The 21,526-nt window shown below is 68.0% G+C and carries 19 protein-coding genes and 1 pseudogene; 13 read left to right on the forward strand and 7 right to left on the reverse strand.

Annotation, left to right across the window (positions count from 1 at the left end; genetic code table 11):
* The first annotated feature begins 15 nt into the window (after positions 1–15).
* Complete coding sequence (locus tag GYB83_RS18275; RefSeq protein ID WP_161896762.1) at positions 16–468, forward strand: Rieske (2Fe-2S) protein; 453 nt, start codon at positions 16–18, stop codon at positions 466–468.
* Between the two features lie 156 nt (positions 469–624).
* Here the strand turns inward: GYB83_RS18275 and GYB83_RS18280 are convergent.
* A pseudogene (locus tag GYB83_RS18280) lies at positions 625–915 on the reverse strand (VOC family protein); the annotation flags it as partial.
* A 29-nt stretch (positions 916–944) separates the two neighbouring features.
* On the opposite strand from GYB83_RS18280, the gene GYB83_RS18285 reads away from it, so the two are divergent.
* The 5 genes from GYB83_RS18285 (at position 945) to GYB83_RS18305 (ending at position 5,646) form a co-directional block, all read left to right on the forward strand.
* Entirely contained in the window at positions 945–1,499 is a 555-nt protein-coding gene (locus tag GYB83_RS18285; RefSeq protein ID WP_161896763.1) for a ribonuclease FAU-1 family protein, read from the forward strand.
* Entirely contained in the window at positions 1,496–2,338 is an 843-nt protein-coding gene (locus tag GYB83_RS18290) for an LppU/SCO3897 family protein (RefSeq protein WP_161896764.1), read from the forward strand. Before GYB83_RS18285 ends, GYB83_RS18290 begins: the two co-directional genes overlap by 4 nt.
* Before the next feature lie 70 nt (positions 2,339–2,408).
* Entirely contained in the window at positions 2,409–3,215 is an 807-nt protein-coding gene (locus GYB83_RS18295; RefSeq protein ID WP_161896765.1) for an LppU/SCO3897 family protein, read from the forward strand.
* Between the two features lie 263 nt (positions 3,216–3,478).
* Positions 3,479–5,107, forward strand: a complete 1,629-nt coding sequence (locus tag GYB83_RS18300) for a DEAD/DEAH box helicase (protein ID WP_443093433.1) — start codon at positions 3,479–3,481, stop codon at positions 5,105–5,107.
* Positions 5,104–5,646 (forward strand): hypothetical protein, encoded by a 543-nt coding sequence (locus GYB83_RS18305; RefSeq protein WP_161896767.1) that lies wholly within the window; start codon positions 5,104–5,106, stop codon positions 5,644–5,646. Before GYB83_RS18300 ends, GYB83_RS18305 begins: the two co-directional genes overlap by 4 nt.
* Here the strand turns inward: GYB83_RS18305 and GYB83_RS18310 are convergent.
* The gene (locus GYB83_RS18310) at positions 5,634–6,785 is read right to left on the reverse strand and encodes a hypothetical protein (RefSeq protein WP_161896768.1); all 1,152 of its coding nucleotides are present in this window, start codon (positions 6,783–6,785) and stop codon (positions 5,634–5,636) included. The genes GYB83_RS18305 and GYB83_RS18310 overlap by 13 nt on opposite strands.
* 396 nt (positions 6,786–7,181) lie before the next feature.
* Between GYB83_RS18310 and coaE the strand changes: the two genes are divergently transcribed.
* On the forward strand, positions 7,182–8,093 hold the full coding sequence (gene coaE, locus GYB83_RS18315) for a dephospho-CoA kinase (protein WP_186349806.1): 912 nt from the start codon (positions 7,182–7,184) through the stop codon (positions 8,091–8,093).
* A gap of 84 nt (positions 8,094–8,177) precedes the next feature.
* On the opposite strand, the gene dmpG is transcribed toward coaE, so the two are convergent.
* The 3 genes from dmpG to GYB83_RS18330 are packed head-to-tail and all read right to left on the reverse strand — an operon-like array spanning position 8,178 to position 10,993.
* Positions 8,178–9,209: a 4-hydroxy-2-oxovalerate aldolase gene (gene dmpG, locus GYB83_RS18320; protein WP_161896769.1), complete on the reverse strand. Its 1,032-nt coding sequence runs from the start codon at positions 9,207–9,209 to the stop codon at positions 8,178–8,180.
* Positions 9,206–10,183 (reverse strand): acetaldehyde dehydrogenase (acetylating), encoded by a 978-nt coding sequence (locus GYB83_RS18325; protein WP_161896770.1) that lies wholly within the window; start codon positions 10,181–10,183, stop codon positions 9,206–9,208. Before GYB83_RS18325 ends, dmpG begins: the two co-directional genes overlap by 4 nt.
* Positions 10,184–10,186: 3 nt before the next feature.
* Positions 10,187–10,993, reverse strand: coding sequence for a 2-keto-4-pentenoate hydratase (locus GYB83_RS18330; protein ID WP_161896771.1), 807 nt, complete (start codon positions 10,991–10,993; stop codon positions 10,187–10,189).
* Positions 10,994–11,113: 120 nt separating this feature from the next.
* On the opposite strand from GYB83_RS18330, the gene GYB83_RS18335 reads away from it, so the two are divergent.
* The 6 genes from GYB83_RS18335 (at position 11,114) to GYB83_RS18360 (ending at position 18,844) form a co-directional block, all read left to right on the forward strand.
* The gene (locus GYB83_RS18335) at positions 11,114–11,839 is read left to right on the forward strand and encodes an IclR family transcriptional regulator (RefSeq protein ID WP_161897584.1); all 726 of its coding nucleotides are present in this window, start codon (positions 11,114–11,116) and stop codon (positions 11,837–11,839) included.
* 131 nt (positions 11,840–11,970) lie between these two features.
* A complete protein-coding gene (locus GYB83_RS18340) occupies positions 11,971–13,437 on the forward strand; it encodes a class I adenylate-forming enzyme family protein (protein ID WP_161896772.1) in 1,467 nt (488 codons plus the stop codon).
* 37 nt (positions 13,438–13,474) lie between these two features.
* Positions 13,475–15,292, forward strand: a complete 1,818-nt coding sequence (locus GYB83_RS18345) for a DUF3556 domain-containing protein (protein ID WP_161896773.1) — start codon at positions 13,475–13,477, stop codon at positions 15,290–15,292.
* Complete coding sequence (locus tag GYB83_RS18350; RefSeq protein WP_161896774.1) at positions 15,289–16,710, forward strand: phytoene desaturase family protein; 1,422 nt, start codon at positions 15,289–15,291, stop codon at positions 16,708–16,710. Before GYB83_RS18345 ends, GYB83_RS18350 begins: the two co-directional genes overlap by 4 nt.
* A complete protein-coding gene (locus tag GYB83_RS18355) occupies positions 16,707–17,963 on the forward strand; it encodes a PucR family transcriptional regulator (RefSeq protein ID WP_228461604.1) in 1,257 nt (418 codons plus the stop codon). The genes GYB83_RS18350 and GYB83_RS18355 overlap by 4 nt, the downstream gene beginning before the upstream one ends.
* Before the next feature lie 38 nt (positions 17,964–18,001).
* On the forward strand, positions 18,002–18,844 hold the full coding sequence (locus GYB83_RS18360) for an SDR family oxidoreductase (RefSeq protein WP_161896775.1): 843 nt from the start codon (positions 18,002–18,004) through the stop codon (positions 18,842–18,844).
* A gap of 108 nt (positions 18,845–18,952) precedes the next feature.
* On the opposite strand, the gene gad is transcribed toward GYB83_RS18360, so the two are convergent.
* Together gad and GYB83_RS18370 are read right to left on the reverse strand one after the other, a co-directional pair.
* The gene (gene gad / locus GYB83_RS18365) at positions 18,953–20,368 is read right to left on the reverse strand and encodes a glutamate decarboxylase (protein WP_228461606.1); all 1,416 of its coding nucleotides are present in this window, start codon (positions 20,366–20,368) and stop codon (positions 18,953–18,955) included.
* Positions 20,369–20,411: 43 nt separating this feature from the next.
* Positions 20,412–21,506, reverse strand: coding sequence for a VanZ family protein (locus GYB83_RS18370; protein WP_161896777.1), 1,095 nt, complete (start codon positions 21,504–21,506; stop codon positions 20,412–20,414).
* Positions 21,507–21,526 lie beyond the last annotated feature (20 nt).

The following is a 21,526-nucleotide window of genomic DNA, read 5'->3' on the forward strand; positions in this document are numbered from 1 at the left end:
GCCCCGGGAGTACCGATGACAGACCTCGATCAGCCCACCGCAGAAGCAGCCGGAATCGGCAGACGCGCGATTCTCGTCGCCGCTCCGATCGCCGCCGTGGCCGTCGGTGTGGGTGTCTCCGCCTGCGGCAGCGACGACTCGTCGTCCGCGGACTCGACCGCCCCGGCCACCGGGACCACCGATTCGATAGGCGGTCAGGTCCTCGCGAAGACCGCGGACGTCCCCGTCGGCGGCGCGAAGGTGGTGGGCGACGTCGTCGTCACTCAGACGTCGGCAGGCGAGTTCGCGGCGTTCTCGACGCGGTGCCCGCACATGGGCTGTTCGGTGGCTCCGCAGGGGTCCGCGCTCGACTGCCCGTGCCACGGAAGCGAGTTCGCACTCGACGGCTCCCTGGTCAAGGGGCCCGCGACGACCGGCCTGACGAAGGTCCCGGTGACCGTGAAGGGCTCCGACATCGTCTCGGGGTGACCTCAGACTCCGCCGATGGTTCCGTCTGCGGCCATGACGAACCCCGGGTTGTGGACGAAGTCCCACCGGAAGCCGTCGGGGTCGGCGACGCAGGCGCTCACCCCGCCCCCACGACCGCTCGGTCGGCTCCGCGATCGAGGTGGCCCCGGCGTCGACCGCCCGCCGGTACAGGGCGGTCACGTCGGCGGCCGCCTCGACGTTGTGTCCGAGGGACATCGGCGGAGCCAGCGGCCCGTGCCCGACGTCCCCGTACTCCGTCGGCATCTCATCGACGTCCCACAGCGCCAGCATCAGCGCCGGGCCCGCCTGGACGAATGCGATGTCGTCACCGATCCGGTTGATCAGCCGGAAGCCGAGACCGTCGGTGTAGAAGGCCGCGGAGGCCCCGACGTCGCGGACGCCGAGCGTGATCGCGGTGATCGACGGGCCGGGCTGATCGAGGGTCATCTCTCGAACGTAGTCGCTATCGTCGGATGATGACCGGCGATGCCATGCACCCGCCCAAGCGTGAGGTGTTCGATGTCCGCGCCATGACGAACACCGACAACAAGGGATTCGTCCGACCGGTGGAGCAGTACCGCGAGACCTCGTACGGCCTGTACATGTCGCGTACGGCCGACCATCCCCGGTTCGATCATCTCGAAGTGTGGCTCCTCCCGACGCTCGGGTTGCGCGCCAACATCTTCCACTTCGTCGACGGTCATCGGACGGGTCAGCGGCTCTACCTCGACATCGGCGAGTTCGACGGACCGGACGCCGACGGGCGATGGCATTCGACGGACTGGTATCTCGATCTCATCGACGTCCCCGGGCGTCGGCTCGAGTTGGTGGACGTCGACGAGTTGTTCGCGGCCCACGCGGCCGGATTGCTCACCACGTCGCAGTGCGAGAGCGCGGTCATGATCGCCATGCGCGCGCTCACCGGTGCGGCCGCCGTCGGCGACGTCCAGGCGTGGCTCGACGCGCAGGTCGGCGAACCCCTCACCTGGCTCGATCGAGACCAGTCGGTCATGCCAGACTGTGACGAATGACGACGCCGCCCGGTCGACCGTTTCCGCAACAGCCCGGAGACCACGACCAGACCCAGGTCGGCCGACCGCAGCCGAGCGCCCAGGCCTACAGTCAGTGGCCCGAGGGCCAGTCCGCGTACGGGCAGACGCCGTACAGCCACAATCCGTACGGTCAGGCGCTCTACGGTGGGCCCCAGCACGGTCAACCGGCCTATCCGACGCCCGGCGTTCCCACTCCCGGGGACAACCGCTCGATGAAGGTCGTCATCGTGATCGTCTCGGTGCTGACTGTCGCGGCGATCGCCGGGCTCATCGCGTTGTTCGCGTTCAGCGGTGACGGCGCGGAGACCACGACGACATCGGCCTCGGTGTCCGCGACCACTTCTGCCGGCAGGGCCGCCACCGGAGCGTCCCCGGCCGTCGGGACCTGCCTGTCGGTCCGCGGATCGACGTCGGTCACGACGGTCTCCGCCGACTGCGATTCGACGGGTCGGCTGACGTACATCATCGGAGCGACGGTCGCCTCGAGTGACGCCTGCGACGACGCGCACTACCAGTTCTCGGTGATCGAGAGCGATGACGGCGGACGCACGTTGTGCCTCATCCCGAACTACCAGGTGGGACGATGCTATTCGCTGCCGCATTCGGTGGTGGGCATCGACTTGACCACATCCTCGTGCAGCCGGGGATCGACCGACAGCGTGGCGATCTTCCGGGTCACCGAGCGGACCTCGTCGGGATCGGTTCCGAACTGCTCGGGTTCGGACAGACTCCGTGCCTCTACCTACGAGATCCGGACTTCTCCGATGCAACAGGTGAGCGTCTGCCAGGAGATTCTGGGCGACTACGTCTGGCGATGACCGGTTCATCCGAACGTATGTCACACTTCTGGATGAATCTCTCATCTGACACACAGGAAAGTTCATCGATATGACGACGCCCCCGCCCGGCCAGCCGGGACAGCCGAGCGCACCCGGCAATCCGTTCGGCGCCCAAGGCCAGCCGCTCCCCGAGCAGCCGGGCCAGCCGGTGTACGGACAGCCGACCCCCGCCCCGACCGGCGCGTACGGTGCCGGACCCGGCCAGCCGTTCGCCGGTCAGCCCCAGCCCGGTCAGCCCCAGCCCGGCGGGTTCCCGCCGGTCCCGCAGCCGCCTCGCCAGAGCCAGCTCAAGCGCATCCTCATCCCGATCGGCGTCCTCGCGGCCGTCATCGTGGTCGGGATCGTCGCGACGCAGGTCTTCAAGGACAAGGACAGCGGCACCAGCGTCGATTCGAGCCCGGTCGGGTCGTGCATCACGGTGTCGAGCACCGACAGCTCGATGAATGTCGAGACGAAGAAGGCGGACTGCGACGACACTTCGACGTTCACCTACATCGTCGGAGCCACGCTCGGATCGAGCGACGAGTGCAAGAACGCCGGCTACGACTCGTACGTCTACGAGTACGGCTCCGGTGCGAGCGACAACGTCTCGTGCCTGATCCCGAACTATCAGCGCAACAGTTGCTACAAGGAGAACTCGATCTCGATGGGGATGAACCTCGAGACCGTGTCCTGCTCGGAGACGTCGTCGATGATGACCGCGATCTACGAGATCACCGAACGGGCGGACTCCTCGACGGCGCCGAACTGCACCGACTCTGCCAAGCAGAAGCAGCTCAACTACCAGATCCGCACCGACCCGGCCAAGAGCATCTCGTTCTGCGCCGAGATCAAGGGTGACTACACCTGGCAGTGATCCCACCGCCCGTTCGTCGCACGGTCCCGGCGCCATCGCGCCGGGACCGTGCGCTTTTCTATCACATATACAGTAGAATGCGCGTTCCGCCCGCCACACGTCGATCTGGAGGAAGCATCCTGCCCGCTCCGACCCCCTCCGTGAACGCCACCTATCTGACTGACCGTCATGCCTTCGCGATATGGACAGGTGAGGAGCCCGCACCGGACACCCCTGCCCTCCGGATACCTCTGCCCGTCGGTTTCGGTCGAGACCGGACGCTGGTGGCGTCCGCCGTCGCGCATCGGATCGTGGACGTCGCGGATCTCCCCGACGGCCGCTCCGCGTCCTTGACCGCGTGGCGCACGATCCGGGACGATCCGGCGTCCGACGAACGACTGCCTGCGTCGGCGCACGCCGTCCTCAACGCTGTCGGCGACGCCGTCACCTCGGAAGCCTATGCGCGCCAGACGTTCTCGGCGACCGTCGCCGCGCGGGCCGATCTCGCCGCGCGTCTCACCGCCGACCTGCGCCCATACCAGCTGCGGGGGATCTCGTGGCTCGACGAGGTCTGTTCGGACGGCGGCGGCGTACTCGCCGATGAGATGGGCCTCGGCAAGACACTGCAGGCGATCGGACATCTCGCGCTGCGGTCATCGGGTCCCAGCCTGGTGGTCGGGCCGACCGGTCTCGTCACGAACTGGCTCCGCGAGATCCGCCGATGGGCACCCGATTCGCTGCGGGCCGCCGACTATCGCGGGGGTCCGCTCCCCGACCTCGACGCCGATGTGCCGACTATCGTCGTAACGGGTTACCCCATGCTGCGCCGTCACACCGAGGCGCTGGCGTCGGTCCCGTGGTCGCGCGTCGTGTTCGACGAGGCTCAGGCGTTGAAGAACTCGCGGACGCAGGTGTCGAAGGCTGCCCGTCGCCTCCGCGCGGACGCGACGATCGCGCTGACCGGCACGCCGGTCGAGAACTCGCTGGACGAGCTGTGGTCGCTGCTGAATCTCGTCGCTCCCGTCGAGTTCGGCAACCGGGCCCTGTTCCGCAGGCGGTACGCGTCGCCGATCCTCGCCGGGTCGTCGGACGCGAAACTCCGGTTGCACGACGCGATCTCGGGTCGAGTCCTGAGGCGGACCAAGGCCGACGTGGCGGCGAACCTGGGTCCGAAGATCCACTCCGACGTGGAGTGCGACCTGTCGGACGAGCAGGGCCGACTCTACGATGCGATCCTCGACCGGGCGGAGGACGACGGGTTCGGTGACGGCATCGGCAGGCGCGGCGCGATCCTCGCGGCCCTGACCAGGTTGAAGCAGGTGTGCAATCATCCGACGCTGGTCGGAGCCGGACGTCCGGACGATCTCGAGGGACGTTCGGGCAAACTCGACGTCGCGACCGACATCGTCGTCACGAATCTTGAGAACGACTGCCCGACAGTCGTGTTCACGCAGTACCGCGAGACGGGCGATCTGTTGGCCGCGCACTTGGGCTCCGTGCTCGACGCTCCGGTCCCGTTCCTCCACGGCGGGCTGTCTCGCGCCGACCGTGACCGGATCGTCGACGACTACCAGGCGGGCCACGGCTGCGGCGTCCTCGTCGCGAGTCTGAAGGCGGCAGGCACCGGTCTGACGTTGACCCGTGCCGCCGACGTCGTCCACTTCGACCGCTGGTGGAATCCCGCCGTCGAAGCGCAGGCCACCGACCGTGTGCACCGGATCGGTCAGGACCGGGTCGTCACCGTCACCACTCTCACGAGCGCGGGCACCGTCGAAGAGCACATCGCGGCGATGCACGACCGCAAGTCGGCGCTCGACCTCGACGCGGACGCCGGAGCCCTGTCCCTCCTGACGGACCTGTCCGACGACCGGCTGATCGAAGTGCTGCGCCGCAATCGTCAGGAGACCGCATGACCAACCCGAACGCCGAGTACGGCTACACCCGATGGGGCCGAGACTTCTTGCGGCTCGTCGAACCGACGTCGATCACCAGACCCGAACCGATGCTCCCCCGAGCCCGCAGCCTGGCGCGCACCGCCGTGTCGGCCGTCGTCGTCGAGGGCCGGTTGATCCGTGGGACCGTCGCGCGCGGCGGGTCGGCGTCTGTCGCCTACCTCGAGTTCGCGCCGATGGAACGGGCGGTCGCAGACCGTCTCACGTCCATCGTCGGACCGTCGCCGACGGCAGCCGCGCTGACCGACGATGCGCACCGAGCACTGGCCTGCACACCCGAGCTGACTGTCGTCGACTGCTCGTGTTCGGCCCGAACTGCGCGCTGCATCCACGTCCTGACGCTCCTGTACGAGACCGTTCGCAGGGTTGACGAGAACCCCGTCGTCGCCCTCCAGCTGACCGGGTTCCACGACGCGTCCGACGCCCCCGTCGAATCATCGGCGATCCCGCGCTGGACCCCGCTCTCCGCCCTCGACCCGCAGCGGTTCTACGACGCGTAGCGCGCGATGGAGGGCGTACCAGTCTGCTCCATGAGGAACAGGAATGGCCCGGCCGTCGTCCATGTCGACTCGTGATCGGCGGGTCTCAGGGTCCATTCCTGTCTGGCGGTTCGTACGTCGATCGCGGTCAGCCACGGAACGTTCGGCACCTGGTCGATTCTCGGGTCTCCGGTGAACAGGATCCGGTCACCGTCGAACGCGACAGCGTGGCGGCCGAACCCGATCGTGGTGATCTCCTTCCCGACGCCAGTTCCGGAATCGACGATCCCCCACGATCGCTTGTACCCGTCGGCCGAGTACGCGTCGTCGGTGTTCGTCATCAAGAACCTGTCCCCGACGGGACGGACCGAGTCGAAGCGACCGTCGACGATCCACCGCACATCGGAGGTGTCGGCCGACGCGACCCCGAGGGCGGGGTTCCCGACGCGGAGCACTGGAAGCTGGTCCCTACGGGACACCGCGCTGCCGTCCCACGCGCTGTACGTCGCCAACTGCCAACCGTCCAAGACTCCCGTTCGCCGACCTCGGGCGTCGAAGAACTCGACGCGGGAATCGATCGTGAAACGTCCGGTTCCGATCGCGAATCCGCCGTCGTACAGGAGGAACAGATCGCGACCGCTTCGACTGGTGTGGATCTGCTCGCCGGATTCCGCGTTGTAGATCGAGAAACCGTGGCCTTTGACGTCCTGGACTGCGACCGTGTCGGCACCGATCGCAGCCTGCATCTCGATGTGGTTGACCGGAAGGTCCAGCGACCATCGCTCATCGCCGTCCGCGGTGAAACCGACAATCCTGCCTCGCTGGTCTGGCAGATCTACCGACGACATGATCGTTGTGACCACACCGGCTCCGGGACGCATCTCGGACGGTATGCCGATACGGGCAGTGCCGACCACCACAACGACAAAACCGTCGCCTGCCGCAGCGATCGTCGAGTAACCAGGCAGGCGAATCACCCGCGATGCGATCTCGTCGCCTGTGCGCACGTCGAGGACGTCCACTTTCGTCGCGACAGCGCCGTCGATCCGGACGTTGCTCGCACACGCCAATCGTCCGCGGGCACCGATGGCGCACCGCTGACCGTCGGACAGCCTCGGATGCTTCCAGAGAGTCCGGCCGGTCCTCGCATCGACACCCAACGGTTGCCGCCTTGTGCCCCAATTCTTGCGGAACTCCGTGTACGACTACGACTCCGCGGCCGTACGCCTCGACATTGAGCCTCCAGATGGCGACGTCGTCACCGAACAGGTCCGCCGCAGTCTGCCGCCACTGTTCGGTCGGAGCGTCGGGCATCGACTCGACGAGGCTGTTTCCCGACCTAGTCGGCTCCTCGGCACACCCCCGCGGCCACACGACGACTGCCGCCACCATGATCAGGACGACCATGAGCACCACGACGACTGCGGGCAAACGCGGTTTCACCGACATGTCCCCCATCCAATCATCCGAACGGGCCACTCGCCGGACGATCAGGGTGTCGCATGCTTGCTGAGGTGCCACTCGCGCGAGCATCGATCTCTGACACACTGGCAGGCGTGATCAGAGTGGGACTCACCGGCGGAATCGGCGCGGGCAAATCGACTGTGGCGAAGACATTCATCGAGCGCGGGGCGTATCACGTCGACGCCGACAAGATCGCGCGTGAAGTGGTCGCCCCCGGAACTCCCGGTTTGGCTCAGCTCGTCGAGGCGTTCGGCCAGGGGATCCTCGATGCGGACGGTGCGCTCGATCGTCCCGCGCTCGCCGCGAAAGCCTTCGTCGACGACGAGTCCAGGCAGAAGCTGAACGGCATCACCCACCCGCTGATCGGTGCGCGCACTCAAGAACTGACCGACGCGGCGCCCGCCGACGCGATCATCCTGCACGACGTCCCGCTTCTCGTCGAGGGCCACATGGCGCCGTTCTATCACCTCGTCGCCGTCGTCCACGCGGATGCCGACGTGCGTTTCGATCGGCTGACGACGCTCCGCGGCATGGACGCCGACGACGCTCGCGCCCGTATCGCGGCGCAGGCGACAGACGAGCAGCGCCGTGCCGTCGCCGACGTCTGGCTCGACAACACCGGCACCCAGGAAGCTCTCGCCGCCCAGGCCCTGGCCGTGTGGAACGACCGCTTGATCCCCCTGCGCGACAACGTGGCCGCCGGAGTCGCCGCCGCACTCCCGACCGAGGTCGTCGACTACGACCCCACGTGGGCCGCCCTCGGCGCACGCGTAGTGAACCGCGTGTGGGCCCTCGTCGGCGGAAACGCCGGCAGCGTGACCCACGTCGGGCCGACGGCCACCGAAGGAACGTCCGCGGTCCCCGTGATCGACATCGCCGTCACCTCGACGGCCGACGTATCCGACGCCCTCGCGGCCGGCGGCTTTCCGTCCGTCGAACCCGGCGTCCACGTGAGCGCCGACCCCGGTCGTGCCGTGCGTATCGCAGTCACGCCGACGGACTGACCACCTCCCGGAGCGCACCCAACCCGCTCTACCGAGCGACCCCACCTGCTCCTTTGAGCAGGTGGGGTCGCGAATGGCGAAGCGCTACGAGGCGGCGGCCTCGGCGTTGTCGCGTTCCTCGACGAGGGTGAGGGCGATGTCGACGATCATGTCCTCCTGGCCGCCGACGAGTCGACGCTCGCCGCAGACCGTGAGGATGTCGCGGACGTCGAGCTCGTAGCGGCGCGCGGCCGCCTCGGCGTGCCGCAGGAACGACGAGTAGACGCCCGCGTAGCCCAGGGTCAGCGTCTCGCGGTCCACGCGCACCGGGCGGTCCTGCAGCGGGCGGACGATGTCGTCGGCCGCGTCCTCGAGCTTGTTGAGGTCGCAGCCGTGCTCGAAGCCCGACAGGTTCGCGACGGCGACGAACGGCTCGATCGGGCAGTTGCCCGCACCGGCGCCATGACCGGCGAGCGACGCGTCGACGCGGTACACGCCGTTCTCGACGGCGACGACGGAGTTCGCGACCGACATCGACAGGTTCTCGTGCGCGTGGATGCCGATCTGTGTCTCCGGGTCCAGCACGTCGCGGTACGCCTTCACGCGGGCGACCACGTCGTTCATGGTGAGACGACCGCCGGAATCGGTGATGTACACGCAGTGCGCGCCGTACGACTCCATCAGCTTGGCCTGCTGCGCGAGCTTCTCCGGCTCCGACATGTGCGAGAGCATCAGGAAGCCCGACACGTCCATGCCGATCTCGCGCGCGGCCGCGATGTGCTGAGCGGAGACGTCGGCCTCGGTGCAGTGCGTGGCGACGCGGACCGAGCGGACCCCGAGGTCCCAGGCGCGCTGGAGGTGTTCGACGGTGCCGACGCCCGGGAGCAGCAGCGTGGTCAGACGGGCGTTCTTGAGAACGCTCGCGGCCGCCTCGATCCACTCCCAGTCGGTGTTCGAACCGGGGCCGTAGTTCACCGAACCGCCCGCGAGACCGTCGCCGTGCGCCACCTCGATGGCGTCGACGCCCGCATCGTCGAGGGCGCTGACGATGCGCTTGACGTCGTCGGTGCTGATCTGGTGGCGGATGGCGTGCATGCCGTCACGCAGGGTGACGTCCTGGACGAAGATCTTGGTCATGCGCCTGCTCCTTCAGAGTCTGCAGTCTCCTGTGCCGCGACTGCGGCGATCCGCTCGGCGTACTGCAGGCCCGCGGAGGTCATGATGTCGAGATTGCCCGCGTAGGCGGGGAGGTAGTGGGCGGCGCCCTCCACTTCGAGGAACACCGACACCTGGTGAGTCGGGGCGGCTTCGGGCTCCTCCGCCATCAGGGTCTGGACCGGCGACGACTCGTCGATCGGGTTGATCTGGACTTTCTGCTTGAGCCGGTAGCCGGGGACGTACGCCGACACGTCGGCGACCATCTTCTCCACCGAGTTCCGGATCTGGTCCTGCGTGTCGAGGTCGGGCGCGTCGACCAGGGCGTAGACGGTGTCGCGCATGATGAGCGGCGGTTCGGCCGGGTTCATGATGATGATCGCCTTGCCGTTGGCCGCGCCGCCGACCGACTTGATGGCGTTCGACGTGGTCTCGGTGAACTCGTCGATGTTGGCGCGAGTGCCGGGGCCTGCCGACTTCGACGCGATGGATGCGACGATCTCCGCGTACGCGACCGGCGCGACGCGCGACACCGCCGCGACGATCGGGATCGTCGCCTGACCGCCGCACGTCACCATGTTGACGTTCTGCGCGTCGAGATGCGCGTCGATGTTCACCGCGGGCACCACGTACGGGCCGATCGCGGCGGGCGTCAGGTCGACGAGCCGCTTGCCCAGCGGCTGCAGGATCGACGCGTTGTACTCGTGGGCCTTGGCCGACGTCGCGTCGAAGATGATCTCGATCTCGTCGAAGTTCGGCATCTTGACCAGGCCCTCGACCCCCTCGTGGGTCGTCGGGACACCCATGCGGGCGGCGCGCGCGAGGCCGTCCGAATCGGGGTCGATGCCGACCATCGCACCCATCTCGAGATGCTTGGCGGTGCGGATCACCTTGATCATCAGGTCGGTGCCGATGTTGCCCGAGCCGATGATGGCGACCTTCGTCTTCTTGCTCATTCTTCAGTCTCCTTCAGTGAATGTCGCGGTGACCGTGCCGAGTCCGGTGATCTCCACGGTCACCTCGTCACCCGATTCGATCGGTCGCATGGGACCGAGTGCGCCGGACAGGATCACCTGACCCGCGCGAAGCGGTTCGCCGAAATCGCGGGCCGCCTTGGCGAGCCACGCGACGGCGTTGAGGGGATCGCCGAGACATGCCGCACCGTTGCCGGTCGACACCTCCTCCCCGTTGATCAGCATCCGCATGCCGACGTCGACCGGCGAGAAGTCGTCGAGCGTCTTCGTCGACTCGTCGAGGACGTACACACCCGAGGACGCGTTGTCGGCGACGGTGTCGGCGAACTTGATGTCCCAGCCGTCGATCCGGCTGTCGCACACCTCGATGGCTGCCATCCCGTAGTCGATGGCGTCACGGATCTGGTCGATGTCGAGCGGGCCGTCGGCCAAGTCCTTCTTGAGCACGAACGCGACCTCGGCCTCCGCCTTGGGCTGCAGCAGGCGATTCATCGGCACGTCGTCGCCGCCGACGTACGCCATGTCGTCGAACAGGACGCCGAAGTCGGGCTGGTCGACTCCCATCTGGTCCTGCACGGCCTTCGACGTGAGGCCGATCTTGCGTCCGACGATGCGGGCGCCGCCCGCGACGCGGCCCGCGGTGAGCTTCTCCTGGACGCGGTAGGCGGCGGGCAGGTCGACGGGGCCGATGAGGTCGCGGACGGGAGTGCATGCCGTTCTGGTCTGCAAGGCCGTCAGCAGACGTTCGGCAGCCTGCTCCTCGGCCTCGACTGCTGGGGTGGGATATGTCATGAGACGATCGTCACCCCACGACGGTTGGGTGCCAAGACTTTCGTCTCGCTCAGCGATACGGTCGGATAGAATCGGCACGTGAGCAGCGCAGACGCGACCCCGACGGTCATCGGGAAGGTGATGCTGATCCTGCGGGCGTTCACCGTCGACGACCACGACCTCCCGCTCGCCGAGATCGTCCGGCGGACGGGTCTGCACAAGGCGACGACGCACCGGCTCGCGGGCGAACTCGTCGAGGCCCGCATGCTCGACCGCACGGACAACGGATACCGGCTTTCGGGCGGACTGTTCGAACTCGGCATGCGGGCGTCGGTCGAACGCAGTCTGCTGGAGATCGCCATGCCGTTCCTGCAAGACCTGTACCAGCGGACCCGCGAGACCGTTCACCTTGGCGTCCTCGACGGTCGCGAGGTGATGTACGTGGCGAAGATCGGCGGGCACCGGCAAGCCAGCGCACCGTCCCGCACCGGAGGCCGCATGCCCCTGCACTGCACCGGCATCGGCAAAGCCCTCCTCGCCCATGCCGACTCGTCGTTGCGTCGGGAGGTGCTCGGCGGCCCGCTGATCCGGCTGTCGCAGCGGACGATCGTCGCACCCGGAATCCTGGCCGCTCAACTCGACACGGCTCGTGAGACCGGCGTCGCCTACGAGTACGAGGAGTCGACCCGTGGCATCGCGTGCGTGGCCGCTCCGATCCTCGACGTCGGGACCAACGACGTCGTCGCCGCCGTCAGCGTGACCGGGCCGCTCTCCCGCTACCGCCCCGAACCGCACGCCGGCTCCGTCCGCGCCGCGGCCGGCGGGATCGCGGCCACCCTGCACAGGCGGCAGACCCTGCACTCGTGACGAATGCCTGACCCGCGGGTCGTTGTCCTCCGGGCACAAACATGCCCGAAAAGTCTGGCCCCACAGGCCGTATCAGGTCACATCACACATCCATAGTGTCAGTGGTCACAGCATCTGAAAGGACGTGCTCAGTGACCACCACCGGATACTTCGCCTGGCAGCTCGCCGACCGCGGCGACCGCCCGTGCGTCCGCGACGACCGCACCGAGCTCACCTACCGAGAGTTCGCCGACCGGGTCGACGCCGCGGCACAGCACCTGCAGTCCCTCGGCGTGAAGCGGGGCGACGTCGTCGCCACATTTCTGCCGAACCGCGTGGAACTCCTGGTGACGATCATGGCCGCGTGGCGGCTCGGGGCGGCCGCGACTCCCGTCAATCCGGGATTCACTGCGACCGAGGCCGACTACCAACTCGACGACGCGAACGTCCGCGTCGTGGTCGGCCGCACGCCGGGACGCTCGACGACGCGGGTCGACGTCGATCCCGACGATCTGCCGACCACACCCGACCCCGCGTGGATCGTCCCCGAGGAACCCGCGGGCGAGGACGTCGCGCTGATCATCTACACCTCCGGCTCGACCGGCTCGCCGAAGGGCGTCGAGCAGACCCACGCGAACGCCGCGTACATGGCGGCGGCCGTCGCACGTCATGTCGAGGTCGACGCCGACGACCACGCCCTCCTGATCCTGCCGTTGTTCCACTCGAACGCACTGTATGCGAGCTTCCTGCCGATGATGCTCGTCGGCGGACAGTTGAGCATCACCGGCGCGTTCTCGGTCAGCCGGTTCTTCGCGGACGTCGCCACCCTCCGGCCAACGTACTTCTCCGCGGTCCCGACGATCTACGCGCTGCTGACAGCGTCGCCCGACATCGCGACCGCCGACGTGAGCAGCCTCGACTTCGCGATCTGCGGCGCCGCCCCGATATCGAAGGAACTGCTCGACGCGGCCGAGTCGAGTCTCGGCGTCACGATCGTCGAAGGGTACGGACTGACCGAGGGGACATGCGTGTCCGCGTGCAATCCACGCAACGGCGTGCGCAAACTCGGCACCGTCGGCGTCGCCCTCGACGGCCAGCGCATCGCCGTCGTCGACGCCGACGGCCGCCCCGTCCCGACCGGCGAACGCGGCGAGGTCGTGATCTCCGGCCCCAACGTGATGCGCGGCTACCTCCACCGGCCCGACGCCACCGCGTCGACGATCATCGACGGGCGCCTCCACACCGGCGACATCGGAATCCTCGACACCGACGGCTACCTGTCGATCGTCGACCGCATCAAGGACATGATCATCCGCGGCGGCGAGAACGTCTACCCGAAAGAGATCGAGGCGGCGATCGCCACCCACCCCGCCGTCCTCGAATGCGCAGTCGTCGGCGGCCCCCACACGATCCTCGGCGAAGTGCCGATCGCGTTCGTCGTCGCCTACCCCGACACGGCCCTCGACTCCGCGGACCTCGCCGACCACCTGCACGCGATCCTCACAAAGGCCAAGCGCCCCACCGAGATCCACCTCGTCGACACGCTCCCCCGCAACCCGGTGGGGAAGATCGACAAGCCGTCGCTCCGGCAGCGCACCCGCAGCGCCGTCGACGCCTGACACACCGCCATCCACCCCGCACAGATCGGAGCACGTCATGGGACTCCTCAAACCCAACTTCCCACCCGTCGACCCGGAGACATTCCTCGACAGGCCGTTCATGGACCGGCTGCGCGTCCTCGGAGCCCACTGGGCCGAGTACGGCTTCGGCACACCGAAGATCCTCAACATCATCTACCTGGTCAAGGTGGCCGTGCTGCACATCGCGGCGGGCGTCGCCATCGCCACCATGACGTCGGGCCTCGGGGTGTTCGACGTCGGCAGCTGGTGGGACCAGCCGATCGTCTACCAGAAGCTCGTCCTGTGGACGATGCTCCTGGAGATCCTCGGGCTCGGCGGCTCGTGGGGACCGCTCGCGGGCCACTTCAAGCCGATGACCGGCGGCTTCCACTTCTGGCTCAGGCCGAACACCCTTCGGATGGCCCCGTGGCCGGGCAAGGTCCCGTTCACCGCGGGCGACCGCCGCACCCTGTTCGACGTCGCCCTCTATGCGGCGATACTGGTCAACATCGTCGTCGCACTGGTGCTCCCGTCCGTCGACAATCGGACCCTGACCGCGTGGATGCCCGACGCCGCGGGCCTGGTGAACCCCGCAGCGTTGTACCCGCTGATCGTGATGGTCATCGCCATGGGACTGCGCGACAAGGTCGTGTTCCTCGGCGGACGTTCCGAGCAGTATCTGCCCGCCGTCGTGTTCTTCGCCGTCATGCCGTTCGTCGACATGATCGTCTCGCTCAAACTCCTCATCGTGATCGTGTGGGTGGGCGCGGGCGTCTCCAAGATGGGCCACCATTTCTCGATGGTGATCCCGCCGATGCTGTCGAACACGCCGTGGCTGCCGTTCAAGGGAGTCAAACGCGCCCACTACCGACGCTTCCCCGACGACATGCGCCCGTCCGTCCTGGCCGGCGGCGTGGGCCACATCCTCGGCACCGTCGTCGAGGTGTTCACCCCGCTGGTCCTGTTGTTCTCGACGAACAAGACGCTCACGCTCTGCGCTGTGGTGCTGATGGTCGCCTTCCACCTGTTCATCTTCTCGACGTTCCCGCTGGCCGTCCCGCTCGAGTGGAACATCCTGTTCGCGTACGCCGCGGTCTTCCTGTTCTGGGGATTCCCCGCGTGGGACGGGTTCGCCGTCACCGACGCCACGACGCAGTGGGCCGTGGTCATCGCCGCGGCCGTGATGCTGTTCTTCCCGATCCTCGGCAATCTCCGTCCCGACCTGGTCTCGTTCCTCCCGTCGATGCGGCAATATGCAGGTAACTGGGCGTCCGCGACGTGGGCGTTCGCACCCGGCGCCGAGGAGAAGTTGGAGGAGTTCGTTGTCCGTGGAGCACAGAACACGCGCACGCAGTTGCTCGGCAGCTACCCGCCCGACGTGGCCGACGTCGTGATGCACCAGCTCATGGGCTGGCGTTCGCTGCACAGCCAGGGACGCGCACTCTTCTCCCTGATGCAGCGCGAACTCGGCGACGACATCAACACCTACACGCTGCGCGAGGCCGAGTTCTCGTGCAACTCGATCCTCGGCTTCAACTTCGGCGACGGTCACTTCCACAACAAGCACCTCATCGATGCGCTGCAGCGGCGCTGCGACTTCGCACCGGGAGAGTTCATCGTCGCGTGGATCGAGTCGCAGCCCATCCACAAGGGCACCCAGGAGTACCAGATCATCGACGCCGCGCTCGGTGTGGTCGAACGCGGCACCTACAAGGTCACCGACGCGATCAACGAACAGCCGTGGCTGCCGAACGGACCGATACCGTTCGACGTGCACTCGCGCGCCGATGTCGCCCCGCTCGCCGGGTCGAGGTTCGCTCAGGCCACCGCGGCTCGTGAGACGGCTGCCCGATGACCGAGGCGGTCATCGTCGGCGGCGGGCCCAACGGGCTCGCCGCCGGTCTCCACCTCGCCCGCAACGGCGTCGACGTCCAGGTCCTCGAAGCCAACGACGACATCGGCGGCGGAGCCCGATCGGCCGAGTACACGCTCCCCGGCGTCATCCACGACGTGTGTTCGGCGTTCCACCCGATGGGCGTCGGTTCACCGTTCTGGAAGGAGGTCGACCTCGAGTCGTACGGCCTGCGCTGGCTGTGGCCCGAGATCGACTGCGCTCACCCGCTCGACGACGCCTCGACCGCGCTTCTGCACCGGTCCATCGATGAGACGGCCGCGGGCCTCGGCGCGGACGGCGGGCGGTGGAAGGCGGTGTTCGGCGACGTTGCCCGCAACTTCGACGACCTCGCCCACGACCTGCTCCGGCCGATCGCGAACGTGCCGTCGCATCCGGTCAAACTCGGATTGTTCGGCCCGCGCGCGCTGCTTCCCGCCAGCGTTCTGGCGCGGGTGTTCCGCACCGCGCAGGGCCGCGCGCTGTTCGGCGGGATCGCCGCGCACATCTACACCCGCCTCGACCGTCCGATGACCGCATCCCTCGGCCTGATGATCGGTGCGAGCGGTCACCGCTACGGTTGGCCGGTCGCCGAGGGCGGATCCGGAGCCATCACGAAGGCCGTGGCGGCGGCGCTCGTCGAGGCGGGCGGGTCGATCACCACCGGAACCCCGGTCCTGCGACGCCGCGACATCCCCGACGCCGACATCGTGATGCTCGACCTCTCCCCCGCGCAGGTGCTGTCCCTGTACGGCGACGAGATGCCCGGCCGGATCCGTCGAAGCTACGAGAGGTACCGCATGGGGTCGTCGGCGTTCAAAGTCGACTTCGCGGTGCGCGGCGGCATCCCGTGGACCGATCCGGCATGCGGGCGGGCGGGCACCGTCCACCTCGGCGGCGACTTCGCCGAGATCCGGGAGTCCGAACGCCTGCGCGCCACCGGCTCGATGCCCGACCGGCCGTTCGTCCTCGTCGGCCAGCAGTACCTGGCCGATCCGACCCGCAGCGCGGGCGACATCCATCCGATCTGGGCCTATGCTCACGTCCCGTTCGGCTACACGGGCGACGCGACGGACGCGATCATCGCGCAGATCGAGCGGTTCGCCCCCGGCTTCCGCGATGTCGTCGTCGCGACGCATGTCACGTCGGTGGCCGGAATGACCGACAAGAACCGGAACTATGTCGGGGGAGACATCCTCGGCGGATCGAATGCGGGCCTGCAGACCCTGCTGCGACCGCGGGCCGCCCTCGACCCGTACCGGACGGGCGTGCCCGGCGTGTACCTCTGCTCGCAGTCCACGCCGCCTGGCGCGGGCATCCACGGGCTGTGCGGGTACAACGCCGCGCAGTCGGCACTCCGCGGACTCGGTGAGCTCCCGTGATCGACGACGCCGAGGTCACGGCGCGCACCCACGTGATCGCCCGCCGACTCCGAGAGGACGAAGGAGCCGCGACCGCTGCGGTCACCGACGAGATCCTCGCCCGGATCCGGGGCTTGGACGAGGATCCCGTGCTCGTCGACATGCTCGACGCGAGCGTCCACGGCAACGTCACGACGATCATCCACATGCTCGCCAACGACATCGCGATCGACAGGCTTCAGCCGACGACCGCCGCCGTCGAGTACGCCAGGCGCCTCGCCCAGCGCGACGTCCCCGCGAACTCCCTTGTCCGCGCGTATCACGTAGGCCAGAGCGTGCTGCTCCGCGACGTGTACGCGAAAGTCGACGAGCTCGCACTCTCGACGACGGACTCGATGCAGGTGGTCCGGCACGTCACCGACATCGTCTACGAGTACATCGACTGGATAACAAAATACGTGTTCGAGGCGTACGAGGATGAGCGTCGCCGCTGGATGGGCGTGGAGAGCAACGTCCTGACCTCCACGATCCACGCGCTGCTCGCGTCGAGCACACCCGACCCGACACATCTCGAACGTGAGAGCCGGTACCGCCTGGACCAGCGTCATTGCGCGCTGATCCTGTGGTCGTCCGACGAGGACGAGGTGACCGTGCGCGAACTCGACCGCACGGCGCGGGCACTCGCCGTCCGACTCCGCTCGGACGGGGAGCCGCTCGTCACTGCGATCGACAGGCAGACCGTGTGGGCGTGGCTGCCGTTGGGCAGACGCGGTCGACAGCTCGACGGCCCCGACCTCGAATCCGCACTCGACCCCGCGGGTCACGTCCGGGTGGCTCACGGAACGCCCGCCGACGGCGTAGACGGATTCCGGCGCAGCCACCAGCAGGCCCAGGCGGCGTTCACCGTCGCGACGGTGTCGCCCGACCGACGGGCCCGCCACGTCGTCGGATACCGCGACCGGGGAGTCGGACTCGTCGCGCTGTTGGCGCGCGACGTCGACTCGACCCGCGCATGGGTCCGGGACGTCCTCGGCTCGCTGGCCGCCGACGGCGATGCCGCGGCGATACTCCGCGACACGCTCGGCGCCTACTTCGCCACCGGCGACAGTCACCTGCGCGCGGCACAGCGCCTCAACGTCCACCGCAATACAGTCAAGTACCGAGTCACCAAGGCGCTCGCCGACGCTCCCGCGTCCGATCGACTCGACATCGCGACGGCCCTGGCCGTCTGCGACCTCCTCGGGCCCGCCGTCATCGGCGACACCGCCCCCTGACCACCGTCACCCGCCTGGGGTGCGCGAAAGGATCGTCCATGTCCTCCTCACTCATCACCGAGCCCGGACCCGCCGCATTCGACGGCCTCACCGTCGTGATGTCCGGCGGCAGCCGCGGGATCGGACTGTCGATCGCGACCGAACTCGGCCGCCGCGGGGCGAACATCGTGATGCTCGCCAAGACCGACGTCCCCGATCCGAGATTGGAGGGGACCATCCACACCGCGGTGGCCCACGTCCAGGCCACCGGAGCGCGGGCGGTCGGCGTGATCGGCGACCTCCGCGACGACGACGACATCGCCCGCCTCGTCGCGACCGCCGTGGACGAGTTCGGCGGCATCGACGTCTGCGTCAACAATGCGAGCGCGCTGGCGCCGACCTCGACCGACGACCTGACGATGAAGAAGTACGACCTCGTCCAGCAGGTGAACGCCCGCGGCACGTTCGCGCTGACGAAGGCGTGCCTTCCGCATCTGCGCCGGTCCGACCACGCCCGCGTCGTCACGCTGTCGCCGCCGATCAACCTCGACCCGGCGTGGCTCGGACGATTCCCCGGATACATGGTGTCCAAGTACGGGATGTCGTTGGCGACGATGGGATTCGCGGCCGAATGGCGCGACGACGGCATCGCCTGCAATTGCCTGTGGCCGGAGACGACGATCGCCACCGCCGCCGTGGCGAACCTGCTCGGCGGGGACGAGACCGTGGCGCACTCGCGCAGCCCACAGATCATGGGCGACGCCGCGGCGGTCCTCGTCGCCCGACCTGCCGACGTCACCGGACAGTGCTTCATCGACGCCGACCTCGTCCGCGACGCCGGGGTCGCCGATCTCGCCCCCTACGGCGGTGTCGAACCGTTGGAGTACGACTTCTTCCTGTAGCCGGTCCGCCCTCCGCGTCGTAGACCACCGGCTACAACTGGTTGACGTTGATCTCGTCGGATCCGGGCGCACTTCGGCGACGCCGACCTCGACCGCAAGCTCTGCTGATCAGTGATGGAACGGCGCGTTGCCGCCCGCTCGCGGGATCGGGCCGTCGAGGCTGTCGAGATAGGCCACTTCGGTGCGGAGATCGTCCAGCAACGCCGACGCCAGATCCCGGCTGAATCCGTTACGGACGACGATCCGCTGCACCGTGACGTCGGCCAGGTCGTCGGGCAGCGGATACGCCGGCACGAGCCACCCCTTCATCCGTAGCCGATCGGACAGGTCGTACAGCGTCCAGTTCGCGGTGTGTCCGTCGCGCAGTCGCCAGGCGAAGACCGGGATGTCCTTGCCGTCGCTCCACAGGTCGAACGCCTCCATCTCGCCGATCCCCTCGGACAGGTAGGCGGCCACGTCGAGCGAGCACTGCTGCACCTCCCGATAGCCGTCGAAGCCGAGACGCAGGAACAGGTAGTACTGCAGGAGCACCTGCGCGCCGGGCCGCGAGAAGTTCAACGCGAACGTCGGCATGTCGCCGCCGAGGTAACTGACGCGGAAGACGAGATCCTCCGGGAGCGCCTGAACGTCCCGCCACACGATCCACCCGACACCGGGGTACACGAGCCCGTACTTGTGGCCGGATGTGTTGATCGACGCCACCCGTTCGATGCCGAAGTCCCAGGTCAGGTCGGGCCGACAGAACGGAGCCACCATGGCGCCCGACGCGCCGTCGACGTGGATCGGGACATCGTGCCCGCGCTCGTCTGCGATCCGATCGAGCGCCGCCGCGATCTGCTCGACCGGCTCGTACGATCCCGTGTACGTGACGCCCATGATGGCGACGACGCCGATCGTGTTCTCGTCCACGTACTTCTCCAGGTCGTGGCCGTCCAGCAGTCGGTGCTCGTCGGACACCGGGACGTATCGCGGCTCCACCTCGAAGTAGTTGCAGAACTTCTCCCAGCACACCTGGACCGCGCTCGACATGATCAGATTCGGCCGCTCGGTCGAGAGCCCGGCCGCCCGGCGCGCCGTCTGCCAGCGACGCTTCAGGGCCAGCCCGCCGAGCATGCAGGCCTCCGACGAACCGATCGTCGACGTGCCGATCGCCCGCGCCGGGTCGGGCGCGTGCCACAGATCCGCGAGCATGGTCACGCACCGGTTCTCGATCTCGGCGGTCTGTGGGTACTCGTCCTTGTCGATCATGTTCTTGTCGGCCGACTCGATGTACAGCCGATTCGCGTGATCGTCCATCCAGGTTCCGACGAACGTCGCCAGGTTCAGTCGCGCGTTGCCGTCCAACATGGCCTCGTCGTGGACCAGCCGGTACGCGGTCTCCGGCGCCATCTGCTCGTCGGGCATCCGATACTTCGGGACCTCGACGTTCTCGCCCGGCGCGACCGTCGCCGGGTTCGGGCGGACGGTGTCGCCCGAGCCGACGGCTCGCCCTCGAAATCCACGTGCACTGTCAACATCGCTCACCGATCCACCTCGCTGCTCGTCGGACGCCAGTCGAGAACCATTGTCACCCCGCCGTCGAGGGTTCGCCATCGCGTTCGGCCGCATCCGTCGCCGCGGGCCGCGAATCGACGAGCGACGCCCCCGACAGCAGTGCGGGCAAGCCTCGACCGGACTCCGTGACCAGCGTGAGGCCCGCGGCGACGACGATGAACACGAGGGATGCGGTGTCGTAGGGGTCCGGCAGCATCGCGAGGACGAAGTACATGCCGACACCGCCGACAAAACGCATCAGCCTGACCGCGGCCGTCGGCAACGGTCCCCCGCGGTACTCGAGTTCGACGCAGGCGTCGCCGACCGATCTACCGGTCGTCGCGATCACGACCAACCACACGGCCGCCGGGACCGCCGTGCCCACGGTCGCCGCGAGGGTCCCGGAGAGGACCGCGGCTCGATCGTCGGCGACGTACTGCAGCCAGAGCTGGACCGATGTCGATGACACCGCCGACAGCACACCCGCCGCGAACACGTCGCACCAGACACCGAGCAGCCTGCGCCCCTTGGTGACCGGCGTCGCGTACTCGCTGCCCGCACGTCGCTTCATGCCCCGCATCCGCCGCGGCACCGTCAATGCCGCGATCGAACCGAGGGCCGCGCCCAGCGTGTTGGTCACCAGGTCGTCCACGTCGAACAGTCGGTACGCGCAGTCGTAGATCCACCACATCCCGGTGATCTGCGTGCTCTCGATGAAGAGGGAGACGCCCGCCCCGACCGCGACCGCAGTCGGCAGTCCACGGCCGCCGAGGATCCGGACGAGCGCACCCAGTGGAATGAAGAGCAGGACGTTCAAGACGAGTTGCAACGTCGCGGGGTCGGTGAACGGATGTCCCCGATCGCGCGCACCCTGCACGTCGCGAACCGCCTGCCACACGTCGAGATTGGAGCCGACGCACACCAACCGGTCCGGGTCGGGAAGCGGGAACAACGTGTACGTCCAGATGGCGCAGAAGTAGATCAGCGCCGCCGCCCACAGCAGCGACCGCCCGACCGTGAGGCCGCCACGTCGCCGATAGCTGACGGCCACGAACGGCACGAACAACACGAACCCGACGACGATTCCCGCACCGATCGCCAGCCCGCCCGAAAAGACTTCGTTTCCCACCCGCACAAGGGTATTCACAG

Source organism: Gordonia spumicola (genome assembly GCF_009932475.1).
GTDB classification, from domain to species: Bacteria; Actinomycetota; Actinomycetes; order Mycobacteriales; family Mycobacteriaceae; genus Gordonia; species Gordonia spumicola.